Origin of the sequence: Pseudomonas sp. 58 R 3 (assembly GCF_900006605.1) — a bacterium.
Lineage (GTDB): Bacteria > Pseudomonadota > Gammaproteobacteria > Pseudomonadales > Pseudomonadaceae > Aquipseudomonas > Aquipseudomonas salomonii.
In genome coordinates this window covers 267,177-286,925 of the sequence record NZ_CVTT01000052.1, presented here as the reverse complement: position 1 = coordinate 286,925, position 19,749 = coordinate 267,177, and the positions used below count along the sequence as shown (strand labels likewise).

General features: G+C 61.6%; 21 protein-coding genes. 16 read left to right on the top strand and 5 right to left on the bottom strand.

Going from position 1 to position 19,749, the window contains the following annotated elements; all coding sequences use genetic code 11:
• Positions 1–15: 15 nt before the first annotated feature.
• The 3 genes from BFP92_RS15145 to BFP92_RS15135 all read right to left on the bottom strand — a co-directional run bounded on the left by BFP92_RS15145 (position 16) and on the right by BFP92_RS15135 (position 2,176).
• Complete coding sequence (locus BFP92_RS15145) at positions 16–924, bottom strand: ABC transporter six-transmembrane domain-containing protein (RefSeq protein WP_065930130.1); 909 nt, start codon at positions 922–924, stop codon at positions 16–18.
• On the bottom strand, positions 912–1,217 hold the full coding sequence (locus tag BFP92_RS15140) for a hypothetical protein (RefSeq protein ID WP_065930129.1): 306 nt from the start codon (positions 1,215–1,217) through the stop codon (positions 912–914). Before BFP92_RS15140 ends, BFP92_RS15145 begins: the two co-directional genes overlap by 13 nt.
• 134 nt (positions 1,218–1,351) lie before the next feature.
• Entirely contained in the window at positions 1,352–2,176 is an 825-nt protein-coding gene (locus BFP92_RS15135; protein WP_065930128.1) for an AraC family transcriptional regulator, read from the bottom strand.
• 183 nt (positions 2,177–2,359) lie between these two features.
• On the opposite strand from BFP92_RS15135, the gene BFP92_RS15130 reads away from it, so the two are divergent.
• From BFP92_RS15130 to feaR, 7 genes are all read left to right on the top strand, one after another.
• Positions 2,360–3,499, top strand: a complete 1,140-nt coding sequence (locus BFP92_RS15130; RefSeq protein WP_065930127.1) for an ornithine cyclodeaminase family protein — start codon at positions 2,360–2,362, stop codon at positions 3,497–3,499.
• A gap of 33 nt (positions 3,500–3,532) precedes the next feature.
• Positions 3,533–3,955, top strand: coding sequence for a RidA family protein (locus tag BFP92_RS15125; protein ID WP_017846980.1), 423 nt, complete (start codon positions 3,533–3,535; stop codon positions 3,953–3,955).
• A gap of 58 nt (positions 3,956–4,013) precedes the next feature.
• Positions 4,014–5,306, top strand: a complete 1,293-nt coding sequence (locus BFP92_RS15120) for an NAD(P)/FAD-dependent oxidoreductase (RefSeq protein WP_065930126.1) — start codon at positions 4,014–4,016, stop codon at positions 5,304–5,306.
• 66 nt (positions 5,307–5,372) lie between these two features.
• Entirely contained in the window at positions 5,373–6,221 is an 849-nt protein-coding gene (locus tag BFP92_RS15115; RefSeq protein WP_065930125.1) for an alpha/beta fold hydrolase, read from the top strand.
• Positions 6,218–7,429, top strand: a complete 1,212-nt coding sequence (locus BFP92_RS15110) for a Bcr/CflA family multidrug efflux MFS transporter (protein WP_065930124.1) — start codon at positions 6,218–6,220, stop codon at positions 7,427–7,429. Before BFP92_RS15115 ends, BFP92_RS15110 begins: the two co-directional genes overlap by 4 nt.
• 118 nt (positions 7,430–7,547) lie before the next feature.
• A complete protein-coding gene (locus BFP92_RS15105) occupies positions 7,548–8,669 on the top strand; it encodes an MFS transporter (RefSeq protein WP_239694276.1) in 1,122 nt (373 codons plus the stop codon).
• A 23-nt stretch (positions 8,670–8,692) separates the two neighbouring features.
• The gene (gene feaR / locus BFP92_RS15100) at positions 8,693–9,592 is read left to right on the top strand and encodes a transcriptional regulator FeaR (protein WP_065930122.1); all 900 of its coding nucleotides are present in this window, start codon (positions 8,693–8,695) and stop codon (positions 9,590–9,592) included.
• A gap of 49 nt (positions 9,593–9,641) precedes the next feature.
• On the opposite strand, the gene BFP92_RS15095 is transcribed toward feaR, so the two are convergent.
• Together BFP92_RS15095 and BFP92_RS15090 are read right to left on the bottom strand one after the other, a co-directional pair.
• The gene (locus BFP92_RS15095; protein WP_065930121.1) at positions 9,642–11,126 is read right to left on the bottom strand and encodes an aldehyde dehydrogenase family protein; all 1,485 of its coding nucleotides are present in this window, start codon (positions 11,124–11,126) and stop codon (positions 9,642–9,644) included.
• Between the two features lie 137 nt (positions 11,127–11,263).
• Positions 11,264–11,740: a MarR family winged helix-turn-helix transcriptional regulator gene (locus tag BFP92_RS15090; protein ID WP_065930120.1), complete on the bottom strand. Its 477-nt coding sequence runs from the start codon at positions 11,738–11,740 to the stop codon at positions 11,264–11,266.
• A 194-nt stretch (positions 11,741–11,934) separates the two neighbouring features.
• Between BFP92_RS15090 and BFP92_RS15085 the strand changes: the two genes are divergently transcribed.
• The 9 genes from BFP92_RS15085 to BFP92_RS15045 all read left to right on the top strand — a co-directional run bounded on the left by BFP92_RS15085 (position 11,935) and on the right by BFP92_RS15045 (position 19,738).
• Entirely contained in the window at positions 11,935–13,059 is a 1,125-nt protein-coding gene (locus BFP92_RS15085; RefSeq protein ID WP_065930119.1) for an amidase, read from the top strand.
• A 1-nt stretch (position 13,060) separates the two neighbouring features.
• Entirely contained in the window at positions 13,061–13,582 is a 522-nt protein-coding gene (locus BFP92_RS15080; protein WP_065930118.1) for a nuclear transport factor 2 family protein, read from the top strand.
• An 89-nt stretch (positions 13,583–13,671) separates the two neighbouring features.
• Entirely contained in the window at positions 13,672–14,295 is a 624-nt protein-coding gene (locus tag BFP92_RS15075; protein ID WP_065930117.1) for an NIPSNAP family protein, read from the top strand.
• Positions 14,296–14,638: 343 nt separating this feature from the next.
• Positions 14,639–15,811 (top strand): indole-3-acetate monooxygenase, encoded by a 1,173-nt coding sequence (gene iacA, locus BFP92_RS15070; RefSeq protein ID WP_065930116.1) that lies wholly within the window; start codon positions 14,639–14,641, stop codon positions 15,809–15,811.
• Between the two features lie 16 nt (positions 15,812–15,827).
• Entirely contained in the window at positions 15,828–16,190 is a 363-nt protein-coding gene (locus tag BFP92_RS15065) for an IacB protein (RefSeq protein ID WP_065930115.1), read from the top strand.
• 19 nt (positions 16,191–16,209) lie between these two features.
• The gene (locus BFP92_RS15060; protein WP_065930114.1) at positions 16,210–17,484 is read left to right on the top strand and encodes an aromatic ring-hydroxylating oxygenase subunit alpha; all 1,275 of its coding nucleotides are present in this window, start codon (positions 16,210–16,212) and stop codon (positions 17,482–17,484) included.
• A 15-nt stretch (positions 17,485–17,499) separates the two neighbouring features.
• Positions 17,500–17,976, top strand: a complete 477-nt coding sequence (locus BFP92_RS15055) for an aromatic-ring-hydroxylating dioxygenase subunit beta (RefSeq protein WP_065930113.1) — start codon at positions 17,500–17,502, stop codon at positions 17,974–17,976.
• 11 nt (positions 17,977–17,987) lie between these two features.
• Entirely contained in the window at positions 17,988–18,728 is a 741-nt protein-coding gene (locus BFP92_RS15050) for an SDR family NAD(P)-dependent oxidoreductase (protein ID WP_065930112.1), read from the top strand.
• 50 nt (positions 18,729–18,778) lie between these two features.
• Positions 18,779–19,738 (top strand): PDR/VanB family oxidoreductase, encoded by a 960-nt coding sequence (locus BFP92_RS15045; protein ID WP_065930111.1) that lies wholly within the window; start codon positions 18,779–18,781, stop codon positions 19,736–19,738.
• Positions 19,739–19,749: the final 11 nt, after the last annotated feature.

The following is a 19,749-nucleotide window of genomic DNA, read 5'->3' as shown; positions in this document are numbered from 1 at the left end:
CCACCGGTCACGGCCTTACGCCAGCCCCGGGTCCACGCGCTTGCCGATATCCTTGAGCCGCGCCAGTTGGTCGATCGTCGACGGGGCTTCATCCAGGCAACTGACGAAGGTCCACAAGTAGGTCATCACCGCATAGATATGCCCGGCGTTTACCTCCGGCGCCAAGGCCAATTGGCTGATGGCAACCACGAACAGCAACGCTGCCAGCAAGCCGATGGACAGGAAGGCGACGGCCTCGCGGTCGGACAACCCGATTCGTAATCGCGACAGCACGTGGTAGTGACGGCGCAGGGTGTTGGCGCCGACTTTTTCCACCAGGCCGATTTCCTTTTCCAGGCGATTGTTCAAGCGTTCATGCAAGCGCTGGTTGCGCCGTGCGAAGCCCGGCATGAGGGTAACGCACAGCAGCAGTGCGAGCAGGCAGGCCAGGCCGACCCAGGGCTCGATCACCAACAGCATGCCCGCTGCGCCGACAACCGACACCAGCGCAGTGGCTATGGTGGGCACATGTTTTTCGAAAAAATCGACGAAATCCCGCGCCAGTACCACTCGCGCCGCCGCCCTGGAGGTACTGTGGCGTTGCAGGCGCTGGTTGAGAATTACTGGCACCGCGAGGTCGGCATAGATGCGCGTGAACGTGCGCGTATCCACGGCCCGGCGAGCCGCGCCGACCACCCAGAAACCGAGTACTACGACGGCGTACCACACGGCACTGCCGACATCGCCACGGATGATCGAGTCGACGGCAAACCCGGCGAACAACGGGTAGGCCAGCAGTAAAGCATTCTCCAACCCAACCAGCGACAAGGTGCCGAACAGTTTGCCGGGATAGGCTTTGGCGATCGCCTTGAGGGTCTGGCTGGCGGATTGCTGCCCCAGTCTTTTACTCTCTTCGAGCAGAATCGGCGGCGTTACGGGCTGCATGGGGCACCTGCGGCGCGCGTAGTGCGCTGATAGATGCCACGGGTGAGATCGAGCAAATATCGCGCTTCATTGGTCATCAATAAAAGATCGATCTGTACTTCTTCGATAATGATTTTCACGGTGATCAACATACAAATAGCGGGTGCGATGACCCGCCAGTGGTAATACGACAGCGTCACTAAAGAAACGCCCACGCCGATCAGCCACAACGCCAATACACACCGCGGCGCGTACTTCTGCAGGGGAATCCAGAAACCTTGCAACTTTCTCAATTTAAACGTGTAGAGCGTCATGGTCTGCTCGGTGGGTGCACGGTTTTTCAGCAACGGATTGAATAATGCACCGCAAGCATGCACGTTCGGCGAAGGTTTTATGGAGAAGTGATGGAGAGGGGAATTAATTTTTCGCGGAACGGGGGGGAGGGCACTCAGGCGAAGCGGATGCGCTCGGCGTAGGCGCTCTGCAGCATTCGGCGCTGGTAATCGCAGGGCGTCGTACTGACCAGCTTCTTGAAGTCGCGCAGGAAATGCGACTGATCGGAAAAGCCCAGGTCCAGGGCCAGGTCTGAAAACGACACATCGTGCCGGGTGTTCAGGGTTTCCAGCGCCGCCTGGCAGCGAATGATCCGGCAGAACGTCTTGGGCGACAGGCCGGTGTCCTGGCTGAACTGGCGATGAATCGTGCGGCTGGTGTACCCGCTGAGTTCTTCCAGTTGCTGGATACGCAGGTCACCGCGATGTGCAAGCGCCTGTTGGATGACCATGGTCGTGAGTTTCGAGCTTCGGCCGATGAGGCGCGGGGCCAGGTAATCGCTGAACAGCTTTATCTGCTCCTGCAACTGTGGGGCCTGGACGATGCTTTCGAAAATGCGCTGGGCAAACGTCGATACTTCCAGCAGATCCCATTCCTGTTCGGTCAGGTCCTCGGCCACGACGTTGATGAAACCTGGGATAACCCCCGGCGCAAAGCGCACGCCGAAGTAATGGTGACCCTGCAGCAGTTCGACCTGCTGCGCCTCCAGCGGGGTACCACAAATCCTCACACTTGGGCGCGTGGCGTCACAGTCGAAAACGATATCCACGCAGCCGTCCGGCACCGCCAGCAGATCAGCTGAGTGAGCGACATCGAAGGCGTAGAAATGCGAAATCGCCGGGTGCTCGGAAGGCATTACCGAATACCGTGAAGAGTTGAGTACGAACCAGGGTTGTTCGTAAGCGGTTTGCCGCAGCGATGGTGAACACAGGTTGGGCATGGCCGGACCTTGGCGTGGTATATGCGGGAATATTCACGCATTTATCGCGCCAACTCTGCGGACGGGGACGAACCTTGATGTCCGAAATTTACAATACCGTCATGAAACACTCACTGATACTCGACCTCGATAGCGTGGGAGCAGCGCCTACCGCAGCGACTTCATCTTCAGTCGAGAATAATAATGTCCACTACCACAAAAATTGACTTCATCTATCTGTCCGAGCAGGACATGATTCGCGCAGGCGTAACCGACATGCTTGCCTGTGTGAATACCATGGAAGAGATGTTCGGCCTGCTCTATAGCGGCGACTACCGCATGGCTGGGCCAAACAACGATTCTCACGGCGCGATGGTGGTGTTTCCGAAGGATTCGCCTTTCCCGAACATGCCCAAGCCCACCGCTGACCGCCGCATGATGGCGATGCCGGCCTACCTGGGCGGCAGCTTCTGCACCGCAGGCGTCAAATGGTACGGCTCCAATATCGCCAACCGCGAAAAAGGCCTGCCACGTTCGATCCTGATGTTCACCCTCAACGACCCCGACACCGGCGCACCGTTGGCGCATATGTCTGCCAACCTGCTGTCGGCCTACCGCACCGGCGCGATTCCCGGCGTGGGCGCGCGCCACTTGGCACGCAAGGACTCGAAGGTGGTCGGCCTGCTCGGCCCCGGCGTGATGGGCAAGACCACGCTCGCCGCATTCATCGCCGTTTGCCCGCAGATCGATACCTTGAAGATCAAGGGCCGTGGCGAGAAAAGCCTGAATGATTTTATTGGCTGGGTGAGGGACACCTACCCACAGGTGACCACGATCACCGTGGTCGACAGCCTCGAAGAGGTGGTCCGTGATTCCGACCTTGTTACTTATTGTAGCTCCGGTGAGACAGGCGACCCCTCAAACTACCCAATTGTGAAGCGCGAGTGGGTCAAGCCGGGTTGCTTCATGGCCATGCCGGCATCCTGCTCGTTGGACGAGGGGATGGAACGCGCCGACGTGCGCAAGGTGCTGGACAACACCGGCCTCTACGAAGCCTGGTTCGAAGAATTGCCCAAGCCTGCGCACCACTGCGTGCCGGTGATCGGCGTGCGGTTCATGGACATGATCGCCGAAGGCACGATGCAGCCCGAAGAGCTCGAAGACATCGGCAAGATCGTCGCCGGTGATGCCCAGGGCCGTCGCAACGATGAAGAGATCATCATCATGTCGGTGGGCGGCATGCCTGTGGAAGACGTGGCCTGGGGCACCGTGGTGTATCGCAATGCCGTGGAAAAAGGCATCGGCGTGAAGCTCAACCTGTGGGAAACCCCCGTCCTGCGCTAAGCCATCCTTTAACCCACTGACGAGACTTACGACATGACCAAAATCATCAAGCTCAAGACCGGCTCACCCTTTGAAGACCAGGCCAGCTATTCGCGCCTGGTAGTGGTGGACAACTGGATCTATGTGTCCAATACCGCCGGGCGCAACCCGCAGACCAAACTGATCCCGGAGGATATCCTCGAGCAGACGCACCAGGTGTTCGCCAACATTGAAACCGCGCTGGCCGCTGTCGATGCAAGCCTGGCCGATGTGGTGTGCTCGCGGGTATTTATCCAGGACCCCAAGGACGTGCCGGCAGTGATGGGCCTGATCGGCGAAAAATTCCGTGGTGTCGACCCGGCCAGTACCGTCACCTGCCCGCCGTTGGGTTCGACGGTTTACAAGGTGGAGCTGGAAGTGACGGCGTATCGCAACGCCTCCAAGGCCCAGGTCGAAGTGATTCGCCTGTCGCAATAACCCGTCCTGCGGCCGCGCCCTCGCGCGGTCGACCTCTATAGTTTTGCGAGTCTTGATCATGGCCCCGACTATTGCGCCCGTGAATACGTCCACCGAATTTCCCTCCACGACCGCCGTCGTCATCATCGGCGGCGGCATCATCGGCTTGACTGCCGCACTGACACTGGCCGAACGCAATATCCCGGTGGTGGTCCTGGAAAAAGGCCGTATCGCCGGCGAGCAGTCTTCACGCAACCTGGGCTGGGTACGCAAGACCAGTCGCCACGCTCACGATATTCCGCTGGCCCTGGCCGCTGACCGCTTATGGGCGCAAATGCCCGAGCGCGTCGGTGTGGATGTGGGTTATCGCCAGGAAGGCATCATGTTCGTCGCCCGCAACGAGGCGCAAATGGCGATGCATGAAAGTTGGCTCAAATCGGTCGAGCACCTGTCACTGGATTCGCGGTTGCTGAGCAACCGCGAAATCGCACAGAAAGTGCCGGGCGGCGCGGGTGAGTGGGCCGGCGGCATCTACACACCATCCGACGCGCGCGCCGAACCGACCCTGGCCAGCAGCGCGATCGCCAAGGCCGCCATGGCCCTGGGCGTGGTGATCATCGAGCAGTGTGCGGTGCGCACGCTGCAGATGTCCGCCGGCAAGGTCAGCGGCGTGGTCACTGAAAAAGGCGAGATCCGCTGCGACCAGGTGTTACTGGCTGGCGGCATGTGGTCGCGGCGATTCCTGGGCAACCTCGGGGTGTCGTTGCCGACCCTGGCCTTGACCTGTTCGGTGTTGCGCACCCATCCGATGCAGGGTCCCACCGAGATTGCCGTGGGCGCGCCGGACTTTTCGTTTCGCAAGCACAAGGATGGCGGCTTCATCATTACCCAGCGCGGCAAACTGGATGCTTTCCTGACCCTCGATCACCTGTTGCTGGCCAAGCAATATATGCCGCAATTTCGCGCGCAGCGCAGCGTATTGAACGTGTCACTGGGCAAGTATTTCTTCAATGACCTGGCGCTTTCGCGACGTTGGTCGGCCGACAGTGTCAGCCCCTTCGAACGCGTGCGCGTACAGGACCCGGCGGCCAACCCGCGGCTCAATAACGACGCGATGAACAACCTCAAGGCGGCCTGGCCGGTGTTCGAACAAGCCAGGATTGCCCAGGCCTGGGCGGGCACGATCGATGTGACGCCGGATTCGAACCCGGTGATCGGGCCGATCGCGCAAATCCCCGGCCTGACCGTGGCCACCGGTTTCTCCGGGCATGGCTTCGGTACCTCGCCGGCGGCCGGCCACTTGGCCGCCGATATGGTCAGCGGGCATACCCCGATCATCGACCCGAGCCCTTATCGGTTTGATCGTTTCTAGGTCGCATGCACCGCGACAGTCCCAGAAAAACGGTGTTTCTCCTTTACTGAGTGGCGGAGCCAGGCAATGTCCCCAGACAGCATTTTTTTCACCAATCGCGCAGGCTTGCGTTTGCATTTTCTACGCTGGGGCAAGCCGGGCGGCGTGCCCTTGGTACTGCTGCATGGTTTGCGTGCTTATGCCCAGACCTGGGAGTCGCTGGTAGAAGCGCTGGGCGATGGCTATTGCATCTATGCCCTGGACCAGCGCGGACGCGGGCTGAGTGACTGGGCACCGGCCGCCAGTTATCACACGCAGTCCTATGTGGAAGACCTGCAGGACTTTGTCGCCTATGTCGGCTTGCAGCGGTTCGTATTGCTGGGCCACTCGCTGGGGGGCGCCAACGCATTGGAATACGCACGTCAACACCCGGGGCGCTTGATTGGCCTGATCATCGAAGACATCGGGCCAGGTTCCTCCAGCCAGGGCGACGGTGCGGCGCGCATTCGTCGCGAGATGAACCAGACCCCGTTGCGTTTCGAAAACTGGGACGCCGCCCGTGCGTTCTGGCAGGCGTCGCGTCCTGGCTTGTCGGCGCAGGGCCTGGCGTCGCGGCTGGCGCACTCGATGAAGGACAGCGCGGGTGCGATCACCTGGCGCCACGATCAACAAGGCATCGCCGAGGCACGCCTGAGTATTGAGCCTACCGATCTGTGGCCGGCGGTACGCGCCCTGGATTGTCCGACGTTGTTCATTCGCGGTATGCGCTCGGACTTTCTGCCGGCGGCGACGCTGCAAGCCATGCGCGACAGCAATGCGCACGTGCGCACAGCCGAAGTCGCGGACGCCAGCCACTATGTGCATGACGACCAGGGCGAGGCGTTCAACCGGCTGGTCACCGCGTTTCTTGACAGCCTCGCGATCCCCGGCCGATGAAACCGCGGGCGCGCTTGATTGTACTGCTCTCATCCCTGACGGCCTTCGGGCCATTTTCGATTGATACTTACCTGCCCAGCTTCCCGCAAATCGCCGAGGACTTGACGACAAGTACCGCGCAGGTGCAACACACCATCAGCGCGTTTCTCGTCGGGCTGTGCCTGGGCATGTTGTGCTACGGGCCGCTGTCCGACCGCTATGGCCGGCGCCCGTTGCTGCTCGGCAGCCTGGTGCTGTACGCGACAGCGACCTTGGGTTGCCTGTTTGCAGGTAGCGTCGAGCAACTGATTGCCTGGCGCTTCTTCCAGGCGCTGGGTGGAGCGGGTGCGCTGGTGCTGGCGCGTGCCGTCGCCCGGGACAGGGTAGGCCTGGCGGAGGCCGCCAAAGTGCTGTCGTGGATGCACGTGCTGACGATGATGGCGACACTGGTCGCGCCGATGATCGGTACCTGGCTGGTCTTGATCCAGGGATGGCGCACGATCTTTGCCACTTTGTTCATTCTGTCCAGCCTGTGCCTCTTGCTGGTGGCCCTAACCCTGAAGGAAAGCCTGCCGGCGCAGGATCGCGGGGCGTCCGTTGAGGCGGCCTTCGCGGCCTACCTGACCATCGCCCGGCAACCCAGGGCGATGGCGCTGATCCTGTGCATGTCCCTGGGGTTTGGCGGCATGTTCGCCTTCATCACTGCTTCGCCTTTTGTGTACGTCGTGTATTTCGGCGTCTCGCCACGGGTGTTCAGCGCATTGTTCGCCCTGAACATCCTCGGCATCATCCTCGTGACCTTTATCAACGCGCGTTGGGTGGGCCGTTTTGGGCCGCAACGCATGCTCGGCGTGGGGGCGGTGCTGGTGAGCGGAGCAGGGTTGGCGCTGATGCTGGTCGGGTATACCGAATGGGGCGGGCTGGCGAGCATCGTGTGTTGCATGGTGCTGTACATGGGCGTGACCGGTTTGATCGGCGCCAATTGCATGGCCAGCCTGATGATGCTGTTTCCGCGCCAGGCCGGTGCGAGCGTGGCGCTGGGGGTTTCGGTGCAATTCGCCACAGGGGCGTTGGCCAGCCTGTGGGTCAGCCATTTGGCTGATGGAAGCGCCTGGCCGATGTGTTGGGTGGTGGGGTGTTGCGGGCTGGGCTCGTTGGTCGCTTATTGCGTGACCCTTCGCACGCCTGCCCGGGCGGTCGCCGTGACGGCCGTCGTTAAGCAAACGTGAGCCGCAGTTAAAAAAACAGGATATTCGAATGAAAACTACAAAAATAAATCCGATCGATACAACCTCCGTCTACGTGTGTGCAGGCTTGGTTTCGGGTGCAGGTGCCTTGTTATTGAACGTGCTACCTGTGCTGTTTGGCGCGTTTTCCGAGCGTTTCGGGCTCGGCGAGCACCAACTGGGCAACCTGGCCATGGCCATGAACCTGGGGTTTGGCGCATTCGGGCTGGCGTCCCTGCTGTGGATTCACCGGCTCAGCTGGCGAGTCATATCGGCACTGTCGTCGGCGCTGGTGGTGGGCGCGCTCGTGTTTGTGCTGCGCGATCCTTCCTATGAAGCGCTGCTGGCGATCATGGCCCTGGCGGGCGCCGGTACCGGGGCCTTGTACGCGCTGGCGATGACGATCTTCGGTGACAGTTCGCAGCCTGAACGAGCGTTTGGTTTCAAGCTAGGTATCGAGACCGTGCCGGGCGCCTTCCTGCTCATCGTGTTACCCGTGGCGGTGGCGCCGGTGTGGGGCTTTGATGGCATGCTGATCACCATCGCCACTGCCATGGTGGTGATGGGTATCCTGCCGCTGCCTTGGGTGCCGCGCCGTAGCGAGCGACACCTGGAGGCGTCCGATACCGCCGTGCGGATTGCCAGCGCCGAGAGTCGCACCATCGTATGGTTGAGCCTGGTGGCCAGCCTGGTTTTCCTGACCGGCATCATGTCGGTGTGGGCGTTCCTGGAGCTTATGGGGAAAAAGACCGGCCTGGCCTCCGACACCATCGGCATGGTGCTGGCGCTGGGGTTTCTGATCAATGCCGGCGGCGGCTTCATCGCCTCGGCGATCGGCTTGAAGGTGGGACGCTTCATGCCGGTGGCCGTGATTATCCTCGCCGAGTTACTGGGTCTGGTGGCACTGGCGCAGTTTTCTTCCCTGACGACCTACGTCGTAGGCGTTATTTGCTTTCTCTTTTCGATCGGCTTCGTGCTGGCTTATACCTTCGGCGTCATGGCTGAGTTCGACCTGTCGGGCAAGCTTGTCGCGCTGGGCGCGCTGTGCCTGTCCCTGGGGGCGGCGTTCGGGCCAGCCATCGGCGGGTTTCTGATCGAGGCATTCGGCTACTCGGCGGTGTTGGTGTTCTCGGGCGCCTGTTCGGTGGCGGTGCTGGTCATCTATGGCGCGGCGGTGTTGAGAGCCCAGTGGGCGTTCCAACGCATGCGGGCTTCGGGTACCGCCGTGATGTCCGGGTTGTGAGCGAGTGAAGAGGGGGAACACCGATGCGTGGTCAAGCGTTGTCGACCTGGAACGAATGTGTGCGCGCGATCTGCGGTCGTTTCGACACGCGCTATGACCATTGCCAGAGCCTTTTCATCGGGGAAATGCAGCAGACGCTGGTGGGCACCACGGCGGTCGCCCACATTCGCAGCAATGCCAGTGTGATTGCCAAGGCCGCTGGCTCAAGCGGGCGCAGCTCATCGGCCCGGTGTTTTCTTGTGTTGCAACAGCAGGGCTCGATGGTCATTGAGCTGGGCGACAAGGTGCTTGAACTGCACGCAGGTGACCTGGCTTTGCTGGACTTTTCCGGTGCGGTGAAAATGACCCCCAAGGGGTTGTTCGCCCATGTGTCGATCCCGTTGCCGTGTGAGTTGCTCAAGGGGCTGGACCGTAGCCGCTTCGGCAAGCTGTCGACCACGGGGGTGTGTGGCCAACTGCTTGGCACGCTGGTACGACAGGTCGCTGCGGGTGCGCTGGCCCAATGGTCTTGCCCGCAGGATGGTGATGGTTTGCAAAGGGCGTTGGTTGCCTTGCTGGCCTCGGTGTTGGAGTACCGTGCGAGCGACCATTCGCCTGGATGGCAGCTGCATGAGGTGCAATCCGTCATCCAGCAGCAGCTTGACTCACCCCGGCTGTCGCCGGCGTCGCTGGCCGAAGAGCTGGGCATCTCCAGCCGTCAGCTCTACAGGTTGTTTGAGGCGAGTGGCGACAGCGTCTGCCGCTATATTCTGCGTGAGCGGCTGTTGAAGGCCGCGCAGGACCTTCGCGATCCCGTTTGCGCACAGCGCTCGATCACCGATATCGGCAGCTATTGGGGCTTTGCCGATTCGGCGCATTTTTCCAAGACGTTCAAGAAGCAGACGGGGCTGACACCCAGCAGCTATCGGCGCCGCGGGCACTGAGCCTGGTTGCGGCGAGGGAGCAGGCTCCCTCGCCACAGATCCGATGTGGTCAATAACGGATGATCACGGATTTCAGCTCGGTGTAGTCGTCGATAAACGCACTGCCGAATTCACGCCCCATGCCAGACGCCTTCATCCCGCCAAACGGCACGCTCGGGTCGACAAATGTGTGCATGTTGACCCACACCGTACCCGCCTCGATTCGCGGGATCAGGCGCAAGGCCCTGGACAAATCGTTGGTCCAGATACTGGCCGTGAGGCCGAACGGGCTGTCGTTCATCAAGGTGACCAGTTCTTCTTCATCGTCGAACGCCAGCACGCAAACCACCGGGCCGAAGGTTTCCTCATGCAGCAGCGGATCGTCCTTGCCGTTGGCGATGATCAGCGTCGGTTCCACGTAGTAACCGGCACGGTCCACGGCACGCGCACCGCATACCACCTGGTTGCTCTGCAGGGCACGGTCGAAAAAGCCGAGGATCTTGTCGAAGTGCGGCTTGTTCGACAGCGGGCCGAACTGAGCATGTTCATCCAGAGGCGAGCCTATGACCATCTGCGACAACATCGCCGCCATCTTCTGCGTCACCTGCTCGGCGATGGAACGGTGCACGAACAAACGCTCGGGGGCCGCGCACACCTGGCCCTGGTGCACATAGGCCGATTGCACGAAGCGCGCTACGGCGTCATCGACATTGGCATCGGCCAGCAGCGCGGCGGCATTCTTGCCGCCCAGCTCCAGGGTGACGCGGGTCAGGTCGGCGGCCATGGCGGCCTTGCCCACCGCGATGCCGGTGGGCACCGAACCGGTGAACGACACCTTGCGCACGGCCTGGTGTTCGATCAACTGCTGGCCCACCTGGCCGCGCCCGTTGACCACGTTGATCACGCCCGGCGCAATTCCCGCCTCGATCGCCAGTTCCGCCAGGCGCAGCAGGGACAGCGGTGTGTATTCGCTGGGTTTGAGCACCACCGTGCAGCCGGTGGTCAGCGCGGCGCCCAGTTTCCACACGCCTATCATCAGCGAGAAGTTCCACGGCACGATGGCCGCTACCACGCCTACGGGCTCGCGCAGGGTGTAGGCGCTGTACTGCTCACCCGCCATGGAAGGGAACGACGGGGTCATTGTCTGGCCGCCGATCTTGGTCGCCCAGCCGGCGAAGTAGCGCAGGAACACCGCGCTCTGGCCCACTTCGATATGCCGCGACAGGTTGATCGATTTGCCGGAACTCAGGGTTTCCAATTGCGCCAGTTCTTCGCCGTTGGCTTCTATCAGATCTGCCAGACGGTTGAGCAGCACGCCGCGCTGGTAGGGGGTGACTTGCGCCCAGGCGCCCTTGAAGGCAGCGGTGGCGCTGTCGACGGCCAGGTTCACATCCTCGGCCTGGGCGTCACGCAACTGCGCGACGGTCTCGCCGGTTCCGGGATCGACCACGCTGATGCGCTGGGTGGAGGCGCTGGTGTGCGCGACGCCATCGATGAAGTTGGAATGGTCGCGACCCAGGAAGGCAACGACTGAGGGCAGCAGGGCAATGTGCATGATGGCGCTCCAATGAAGGATTCGTCGCGCCCGGGGGCGCTCGAAAGACCTTTGCATTAAAAACCGATGCACGCGTGGCTGCTTGTTCGAGCCTGCCAGGAAATTGGTTATGCCTGACAGGCTGGGCCGCCGCTGACCTAGGGTTCGCCGAGGTTGTCGAACACCGTTTCGAGCATGCGGTTCAGGCGCTGGATCTGCGCTTCGGTCATACCGGTGAAACTGCGCTTGAACAGGTCACCCGTGGCGACCTGGATACGTTCAATCGCCTCGCGCCCTTGTTCGGTGATGCGCACCTGCGTCACGCGGCCGTCGTCCTCGCAGGGCGCGGTGTCCACCAGGCCGTCTTCCTTCATGCGATACACCGTCTTGGTGATGGTCGAGAGCTTGGCGATGGCGTGGGTGGAAATTTCGGAAATGCTCGATTGGCCGTTCTCCTTGAGAATGAACAACACCCGCCAGCGCGGGATATCCAGGCCGATTTTCTTCAGTGCCTTTTCCATGTACTGGCTGTAGCGACCATGCACCATGGCCAGCCAGTAGAACGGAAAATCCTCTTTGTGAAAGTCTTCACTGCCGGGGTCGTAGCGGCCTGCGTGTTTTTTGGGTGCGCTCATGGTCTGCTCATGTCGAGGGCGGCGGCCAATCATAGACTTTTCTCGTGAATTCGGCACGGCTTTTGCCGTGACGTCAGCCTGTTTTGTTCTGCGGGATTTAGTTGACAATTCACGTAATATTCGGTGAGTGTGAAAAAAAGGAAAGGGCGCATCGGGCGCCCCCATTCCGCATTTCACAGTGAAGGTAACCCGACATGACCCTGTTGATTGAACGGCTTTTCCTTGGCGGCGATGGGCCGACCGTGATGGTCAAGGACACAATCGATCTGGCTGGCCTGCCTACCCGCGCATCGAGCCAGGCCCTTGAGGATGCCGCACCTGCCACGGTCCACGCCGATGTGGTGCAGGCGCTGCTGGAGAAGGGCTGTCGCCTGGTGGGGAAGACCAGCCTGCATGAACTGGCGTTTGGCACCACGGGCATCAATCACTGGACCGGCACTGCGCCCAACCCGCGTTTCCCCGGGCGGATTCCGGGCGGTTCCTCCAGTGGCTCGGCAGCTGTCGTGGCGGCCGGGCTGGCAGATTTTTCCCTGGGAACCGACACGGGCGGCTCTGTGCGCATCCCGGCGTGTTGCTGTGGGGTGTTCGGCTTCAAGCCGACGTTCGGGCGGGTCAGCCGCCGTGGCGTAATGCCGGCGCACAGCAGCCTCGACTGCGTCGGTCCGTTTGCCGCGAGCCTGCCGATGCTGGTCACGGCCATGCAGGCGATCGACGCCAGCTTCAAGCCGGTGTCGGCGCCGGACTCGCCGCGCCTGGGCGTCGTGACGGTGCAGGCTGGCGCCGCCGTACAGCGAGTGATCGATGCCGCCATCGCGGTGATCCGTCTACCCGGTGAACGTCTTACGCTGCCCAGCCTCAAGGCGGCCTATGACGCTGGCATGGTGGTAATCAACCGCGAAACGTTCGATGCCTGCGGTCACTTGCTGGAAACCGGCAAGGTGGGCGCCGACATTGCCGCGCGCCTGGCCGCCGCCGGCAATACCACGGCGGCCGCGCTGGCCGAAGCCGAGCGGGTGCGCAGGCAGTTCACGGCCGAAGTCGACGCCGCCTTGCAGCATGTCGATGTGCTGGTACTGCCGACCATGCCTGACTTCCCCTTGACCCTGGCCGAGGCCACTGACACCCAGGCAGTGCTCGGAATGACCGCCTTCGTGCGCCCGTTCAATCTGTCGGGACACCCGGCGCTGAGCATTCCGCTGGCCAGCGTCGAAGGACTTCCGGTGGGCCTCCAACTGGTGGGGGCCAAGGGTGCCGATGAGCAACTGCTGGCCATTGCCGGCCGCCTGCTCGAGCGCCTGTATGCCGGGGGAGAGGTCTGAAATGAACGCAACCATCCCGCGAGCGGACCTGGAGCGACGCCTGCGCCGTTTTGAAATCGAAGCCTGCGCCCGTGCCTGCATGAACCGCTACATGGTGCTGTGTGATGCGCTCGATGCACGCACGCCACTCCTCGAACTGGCCGGTCTGTTCACCCTTGATGCGGTGTGGGAGGGCAAAGGCGCGAAGTACGCCCACAGCTTCGGTGGTTATCGTGGACGCGAAGCGATTACCGCGATGTTCGCCGGTTACATGAAAACCCCGGCGCACTTTGCCCTCAACGTGCACTTCCTCACCAGCGAGCTGATCGAGGTGCAGGACGATACCGTGCTCGGCAGTTGGGTGATGCTGCAGACGTCCACCTTTGCCAGCGGCGCCTCCCACCTTAACGCCGCGCGCCTGAACGTGCGCTTTGCCGAGGAAGACGGGCAGTGGCGCATGGCGCACTTCCAGACCGAAAACCTGTTCAGCCGCCCGGTTGAAGCATGGAACAGCGACGCCGAGTTACCGGTGCCTCGCCAATAGCGCTCACTTCCCCCCCCACCCGTTTTGCACGCTCCCGCGACTGCCCGACAAGGACGGTCGCGCCGTGCGCGTAGTCCCTGGAGATTGCCTTGAAACTGTTCGAATTATTGACCTTTACCCTGCGTGTTCGCACCGTGCCTCAAGCCTTGCCGCGTCTGGAGCGGAGCTTGCGCGAAGCGGGCGAGGGCGTGCATTTGATGGGCTGCTGGGTGTCGGAAATCGGCCAGCAGAATCGCATCGCGGTCCTGCGCGGGTTCGACGATGGCGGCGCTCGCGAACGCGAGCGCGAACGGTATCTACTGGCGGCCGATGGGTTTGCGATTGGCGAATTTCTGCTTGACCAGCAGGTGGACGATTACAGCGCCTTCGCCTTCGTAGAGCCGTTGCCTCCCGGGGCTCACGGCCCGTTCTACGAATTGCGCGAATACAACCTGGTACCCAGCGGGCTGGCACCGACGTTGCGCGGTTGGTGCAAGTCCATAGAGCGTCGCACCAGGACGGATTATTCCCGGGTATACGCCGCGTTCTATGCCACCAGCGGGCAGATTCCGCGTTATCTGCATATCTGGCCCTACAGCTCGCTGGAGCAGCGCCTTGAAGTACGTGCTCGCGCCGTGGTCGACGGCGCCTGGCCACCTGAAGATTCGGCGCCGCAGCTCAAGCAGATGCATTCCACGGTTTACCTGCCGGCGCCGTTCTCACCATTGCGCTGAAAGCGTGACGAAAAAATAGCTTTTTTTTCGATAACTGAAAAATAATTTATTGAGTAATCCTCAGAGGATAAGGGAATATTTAAATGAATATAAATCAATAAAAACAATCACTTAAATATTTTAATTCTTGATTTTTCACTGAATTATTACGTGATTAGTGTTGTTTATAATCGCGACAAATCAATTGACAATTCACGTAATCAAGCTCAGATTCACCCCAACGGCACCCACAAAAACAAAGGTAACCACTATGCCGATCCATCGCCCCCGTTCCGTCTCCCGTCCCAGCTCGACACTGCCTTCCTGCTCAGCCCAATACCGTTCCTGACAACGGAGTAAATGTATGCATTCGCTAAAAAAACCAGCGGTCGATACCGTGAGCTCGCTTGCCAGTGGCCCGACCTTCGACGCCTTGCTTGTCGATGTGCGTGAGCGTGCCAGGGCCGGTGAATTCGACCGTCAGCGCCACATCTCGCGGGATGTGATCGAGTCCTTCAAACAGCACGGCGTTTACCGGGCGCTGGTGCCCAAGCGCTTCGGTGGCCTGGAGTGTTCGCCGGCCGAGTTCTGCCAGTTGATCGAGCGTATTGCCCAGGCCGATGGTTCTGCCGGCTGGGTTGCCAGCTTCGGCATGAGCCCGGTTTACCTTGCCGCACTGCCGCTGGACAGCATCGCCAAGGTGTATGCCGATGGTCCTGACCGGGTATTCGCCGGTGGCATCTTTCCGCCGCAACCGGCGGAAGTGGTCGAAGGCGGCTTTGTGGTCAATGGTCGTTGGAAATACTCCAGCGGCTCCCTGGGCGCCGACATTGTCGGCGTCGGTATCGCCCCGAAGAACGGCGACACCTTCGGCCTGCCACGCATTGCAGTGATGCCGCGCAGTGAGATCCGCATCGACGAAACCTGGGACACCGTCGGCCTGCTCGGCACCGGCAGCCATGACTTGGTGGTGGAAAACGTGCGGGTCTGCGAGGAGTGGACCTTCGTGCGCGGCGGCCTGCCGAACCTGGACGAGCCGTTCTTTCGTTACCCGTCGCTGTCGTTCGCCACCCAAGTGCTGTCGGTCGTCGGCCTTGGCGTCGCCCGCGCGGCACTGGATGCCCTTTCGGACATGGCCAGCGGGCGCGTCTCGGTCACCGGCGCCCCGGCGATTGCCGACCGGCCCCTGGCCCAGGTCGATATTGCGCGGGCAGAAGCCGAGCTGCGAGCCGCGCGGGCGTTTTTCTACGAGTCCATCGACTGCGCCTGGAACTACGTACTGGCCGGCGATGCGGTGCCGGTGGCCGCAACCAACCTGCTGCGCCTGTCGTCGACCCATGCCACCCGCGTCGCTGCCGATGTGGCGCGCACCGCGCAGATGCTCTCGGGCATGAGCGGTGTGTACAACGACAGCCCGCTGGCACGCTGCGTCAACGACGCCCAGGTGGTGACCCAGCACGCCTTCATGGGCGACATCACCTATCAAAATGCCGGAGCCATGTTCTTCGGCAAACAGCCTTTGCCTGGCTACCTCTAACCGTCGAGGAAATGAAATGAGCGATAAAAAGACCTTGCGCGTGCTGTTCTGCATGGGCATCAACCAGAATTTTTTCGATGCCCCGCGCGATGAACAATTGCAGGTGTGGGCAGCGTTCAGTGCAATGTGGAACGGTATCCACGACCTGGCCGGGGTCAAGGTGCTGGGCAATATGGATGACGACCAGAGCATGGTCGGGCCGTCCGATGGCTTCCCCTGGACCACCTACCTGTTGGCCGACGTGCCGGATATCGAGACCGTGCATGCCGCGTGCAACCTGTTTCGTAGCACCCCGGTGGGCAATGGCCCTTACAAGCTGTGGCGCTACACCAAGGTTGAAGCCCGGGTTGGGCGCGAGCTGATCATTCAGCGTACTTGATGCCGACGAGGATACTTCCATGAGCATGCTGATTCCCGCTGTAAACCTCGCCGTCGACCCCGCTGAACGGGTGCAGGCCGATCGCGTCCACACCTCGATGTATACCGATGCGCAACTGTTCGACGCCGAGCTGGAGAAGATTTTCTATAGCACCTGGATCTGGGTCGCCCACGAAAGCGAGATACCCGACAACGGCAGCTACAAGACCACCTATATCGGCAAGCAGCCGGTGATCGTGGTGCGTGACCGCAAGAAAGACGTGCACGTGCTGCTCAACCGTTGTCGCCACCGTGGCGCCACTGTGTGCGAACACAAAAAAGGCAAGACCAACAGCTTCGTCTGCCCTTACCACGGCTGGGGCTACGCGCTCGACGGCTCACTGCGTGGCATCCCACACCCGGAAAGCTACGGCGACTGCATCGACAAGGCCGAGCTGCCACTGGTCAGCCTGCGTACCGAAAGCTACGCCGGCATGATCTTCGCCACCTTCAAGGACGACATCGAGCCGCTGGAAGACTACCTCGGTGCGGCGAAAAAATGGATGGACCTGTTCATGAAGCAGGGCGCCGGTTATGGCATCAAGGTGCCGGGCGAGCACCGTTTCCGCTTCCCCGGCAACTGGAAGATCCAGCTGGAAAACACCACCGACGCTTACCATTTCCCGTTGGTGCACAAGAGTTTTCTGTCGTCGGTGGATGAGCAGACCCTGGCGCTGTTCGACTTCGTCAAAGGACCTGGCTACGTCGAGGACCTGGGCAACGGCCACAGCGTGATGGTGATGATTCCCGACTTGATCGACCTCGAAGCCGACCTGGACAAGCCGATTCCCGAGCGCTTCGAAGAGCTGGCCGCCGAGCTGCGTGACGAGGGCATCGAGGAGCAGCAGGTGCGCCGGATCGTGCGTGCGGTCGGCGGCACCGGCTTCAACCTCAACCTGTTCCCCAACGTTGCATGCTCGATGGCGTTTTTCCGGGTGCTGCAGCCGATCTCGGTGACCGAGACCGAAATCCACCATTCGGTGATCACCATGGACGGCGGGCCGGCCGTGGCCAACCGCTATCGACTGCGCCTGCATGAGCACTTCCAGGGGCCGATGGGCTTCGGCACTCCGGACGATTCCGAGGCTTGGGAGCGGGTACAGAAGGGCGCCAGCGCCGGTGAAGATCTGTGGATCATGCTCAACCGTGGCTTGCCCGGCGAGCAGGCCAGCGCAGACGGGCTGGTATCCGACGTGAGTGCCGAAACCGGTATGCGCGCCGCCTATCAGCAGTGGAAAAAGATGATGTCGGCCTGATCCGTGGAGAACCTTATGAACCTGCAATTACTGCAAGAAGTGACCGCTTTCATCTGGCAGGAAGGCGACATGCTCGACCACGGAGAATACGACGGCTGGTTGAAGATGTGGACCGAGAAGGGCACCTACATCATTCCCATCGATCCCAAGGAAACCGACTTCGAGAACACCCTCAACTACGCCTACGACGATCATCATATGCGTGAACTGCGGGTGCGGCGTCTGACCGGCGGCGAATCGATCTCCACCAGCCCGCAACCGCGCACGGTGCGCATGCAGTCGCGGTTCCGGGTGTTGGCCGATGACGGCGTGCAGGTGACTGTGCGCTGCGCGCAGAACATCCGTGAGTTCCGCAAGGAAAACCTGAAGTTCTACAGCGCCGACCTTACCTACCAACTGATCCGCAGCGAGGGTGGTTTCAAGATCCAGCGCAAAGTGGTCAGCCTGATCAACAGTGACGATGCCCTTGCCGGTATCGGCTACATCCTTTGAGGCGCGCCGAAATGAGCCATATCGCATTGGTGACGGGCGCGGGGCAGGGGCTGGGGCAGCATTTCTGCGCCAGCCTCCTGCGGGCCGGGTACTCGGTGGCGATCACCGACCTCAACCTTGAAGCCGCACAGGCGTGCGCCCACCAGTTGGACCCGGGCGGCGAGCGCACGCTTGCGCTGCAACTGGACGCCGGGAGCAAAGCCGATTTCGAAGCGGGCCTGGACCAGGTGCTGGTGCGCTTCGGCGCGCTGCACGTGGTGGTCAATAACGCTGCCGTCACCAAGACCACGCCGCTGATGCAGATCAGCCCCGAGGAATTCGACGCCGTGGTGGGCCTGAACCTGCGCAGCGTGTTCCTCGGCTGCCAGGTGCTGGGCGCGTACATGGCCGAAACCGGCTATGGGCGGATCATCAACATGGCGTCCCTGGCCGGCCAGAACGGCGGTACTGCGACCGGCGCACACTATGCCGCGAGCAAGGGCGGCATCGTGACGCTGACCAAGATCTTCGCCAAGGAGTTTGCCGCCCGCGGGGTGACGGTCAATGCCATTGCCCCTGGCCCTATCGAGTCGGCGGCGGTGCGCGCAGCCATACCGGTCGAACGCCTGCCGGGACTGCTCGCCAATATCCCGGTGCAGCGCCTGGGAGATGCAGATTTTCTCGGTGACCTAATTGTGCAGTTGGCCCGGCCCGACGCCTATTTCACTACCGGGGCGACGTGGGATGTGAATGGCGGTTTGTTCATGCGCTGACTGATAGCGGCCGCCACGGCGGCCTTTGCGAACTCCATGGAATAACGGCCATGACTGAAGAACTGTTGGACGTAGTCGTGCGCAAGCGCGAGCTGCAAGGGGACGGCGTTGTCGTCCTGGACCTGACCCGTCGCGACGGCGCACCGTTGCCCGCGTTCGACGCCGGCGCGCATGTGGATATCCATATTGCCCCGGGGCTGGTGCGCCAGTACTCGTTGTGCGGCAACCCTGCGGATTCGAGCCTGTACCGCCTGGGTGTGCTCAAGGATCCGGCATCGCGCGGCGGTTCGGTCGGGGTGCATGACACCCTGCTCGAAGGCTGCGAGGTGCAGATCAGCGTACCGCGCAATCTGTTCGCGCTGGCACCGCAGGCGCGGCGTTCGGTGCTGCTGGGCGGCGGGATCGGCGTGACCCCGATGATCGCCATGGCCTACGCGCTGCACGCGGCCGGCCAGACCTTCGAGCTGCATTACTGCGGCCGTGAGCGCGGACGCAGTGCGTTCTTGGCGGAACTGGCCGACGCACCGTTTGCCGCGCAGGTGTTTACCCACTTCGACGATGAAGGGGCCGAACAGAAGCTCGACCTGGCCAAGGTGCTGGGCGAGGGCAAGACCGGCGTGCACATGTACACCTGCGGTCCCGCCGGCTTCATGGATTGGGTGATTCAGGGCGCCCGCGACCAGGGCTACACCGAAGCGCACATCCACAAGGAATATTTCCACGTGGAAGTGGACAGCTCTGGGGGCAGCTTCGAAGTGGTAGCGGCCCGCAGCGGCAAGACCGTGCAGGTGGCAGAAGGGCAGAGCATTCTCGCCGCACTGGCGCAGGTCGGGATCAAGATCGAGATTTCCTGCGAGCAGGGTGTGTGCGGTACCTGCCTGTGCGATGTGCTCGAAGGCGAGCCGGATCATCGTGATGTGTACCTGACGGACGATGAGAAGGCCGGCAATGATCAAATTCTAGTGTGCTGTTCACGAGCCAAATCTAAAAAACTCGTGCTGGATATCTAAGGGGAACGACA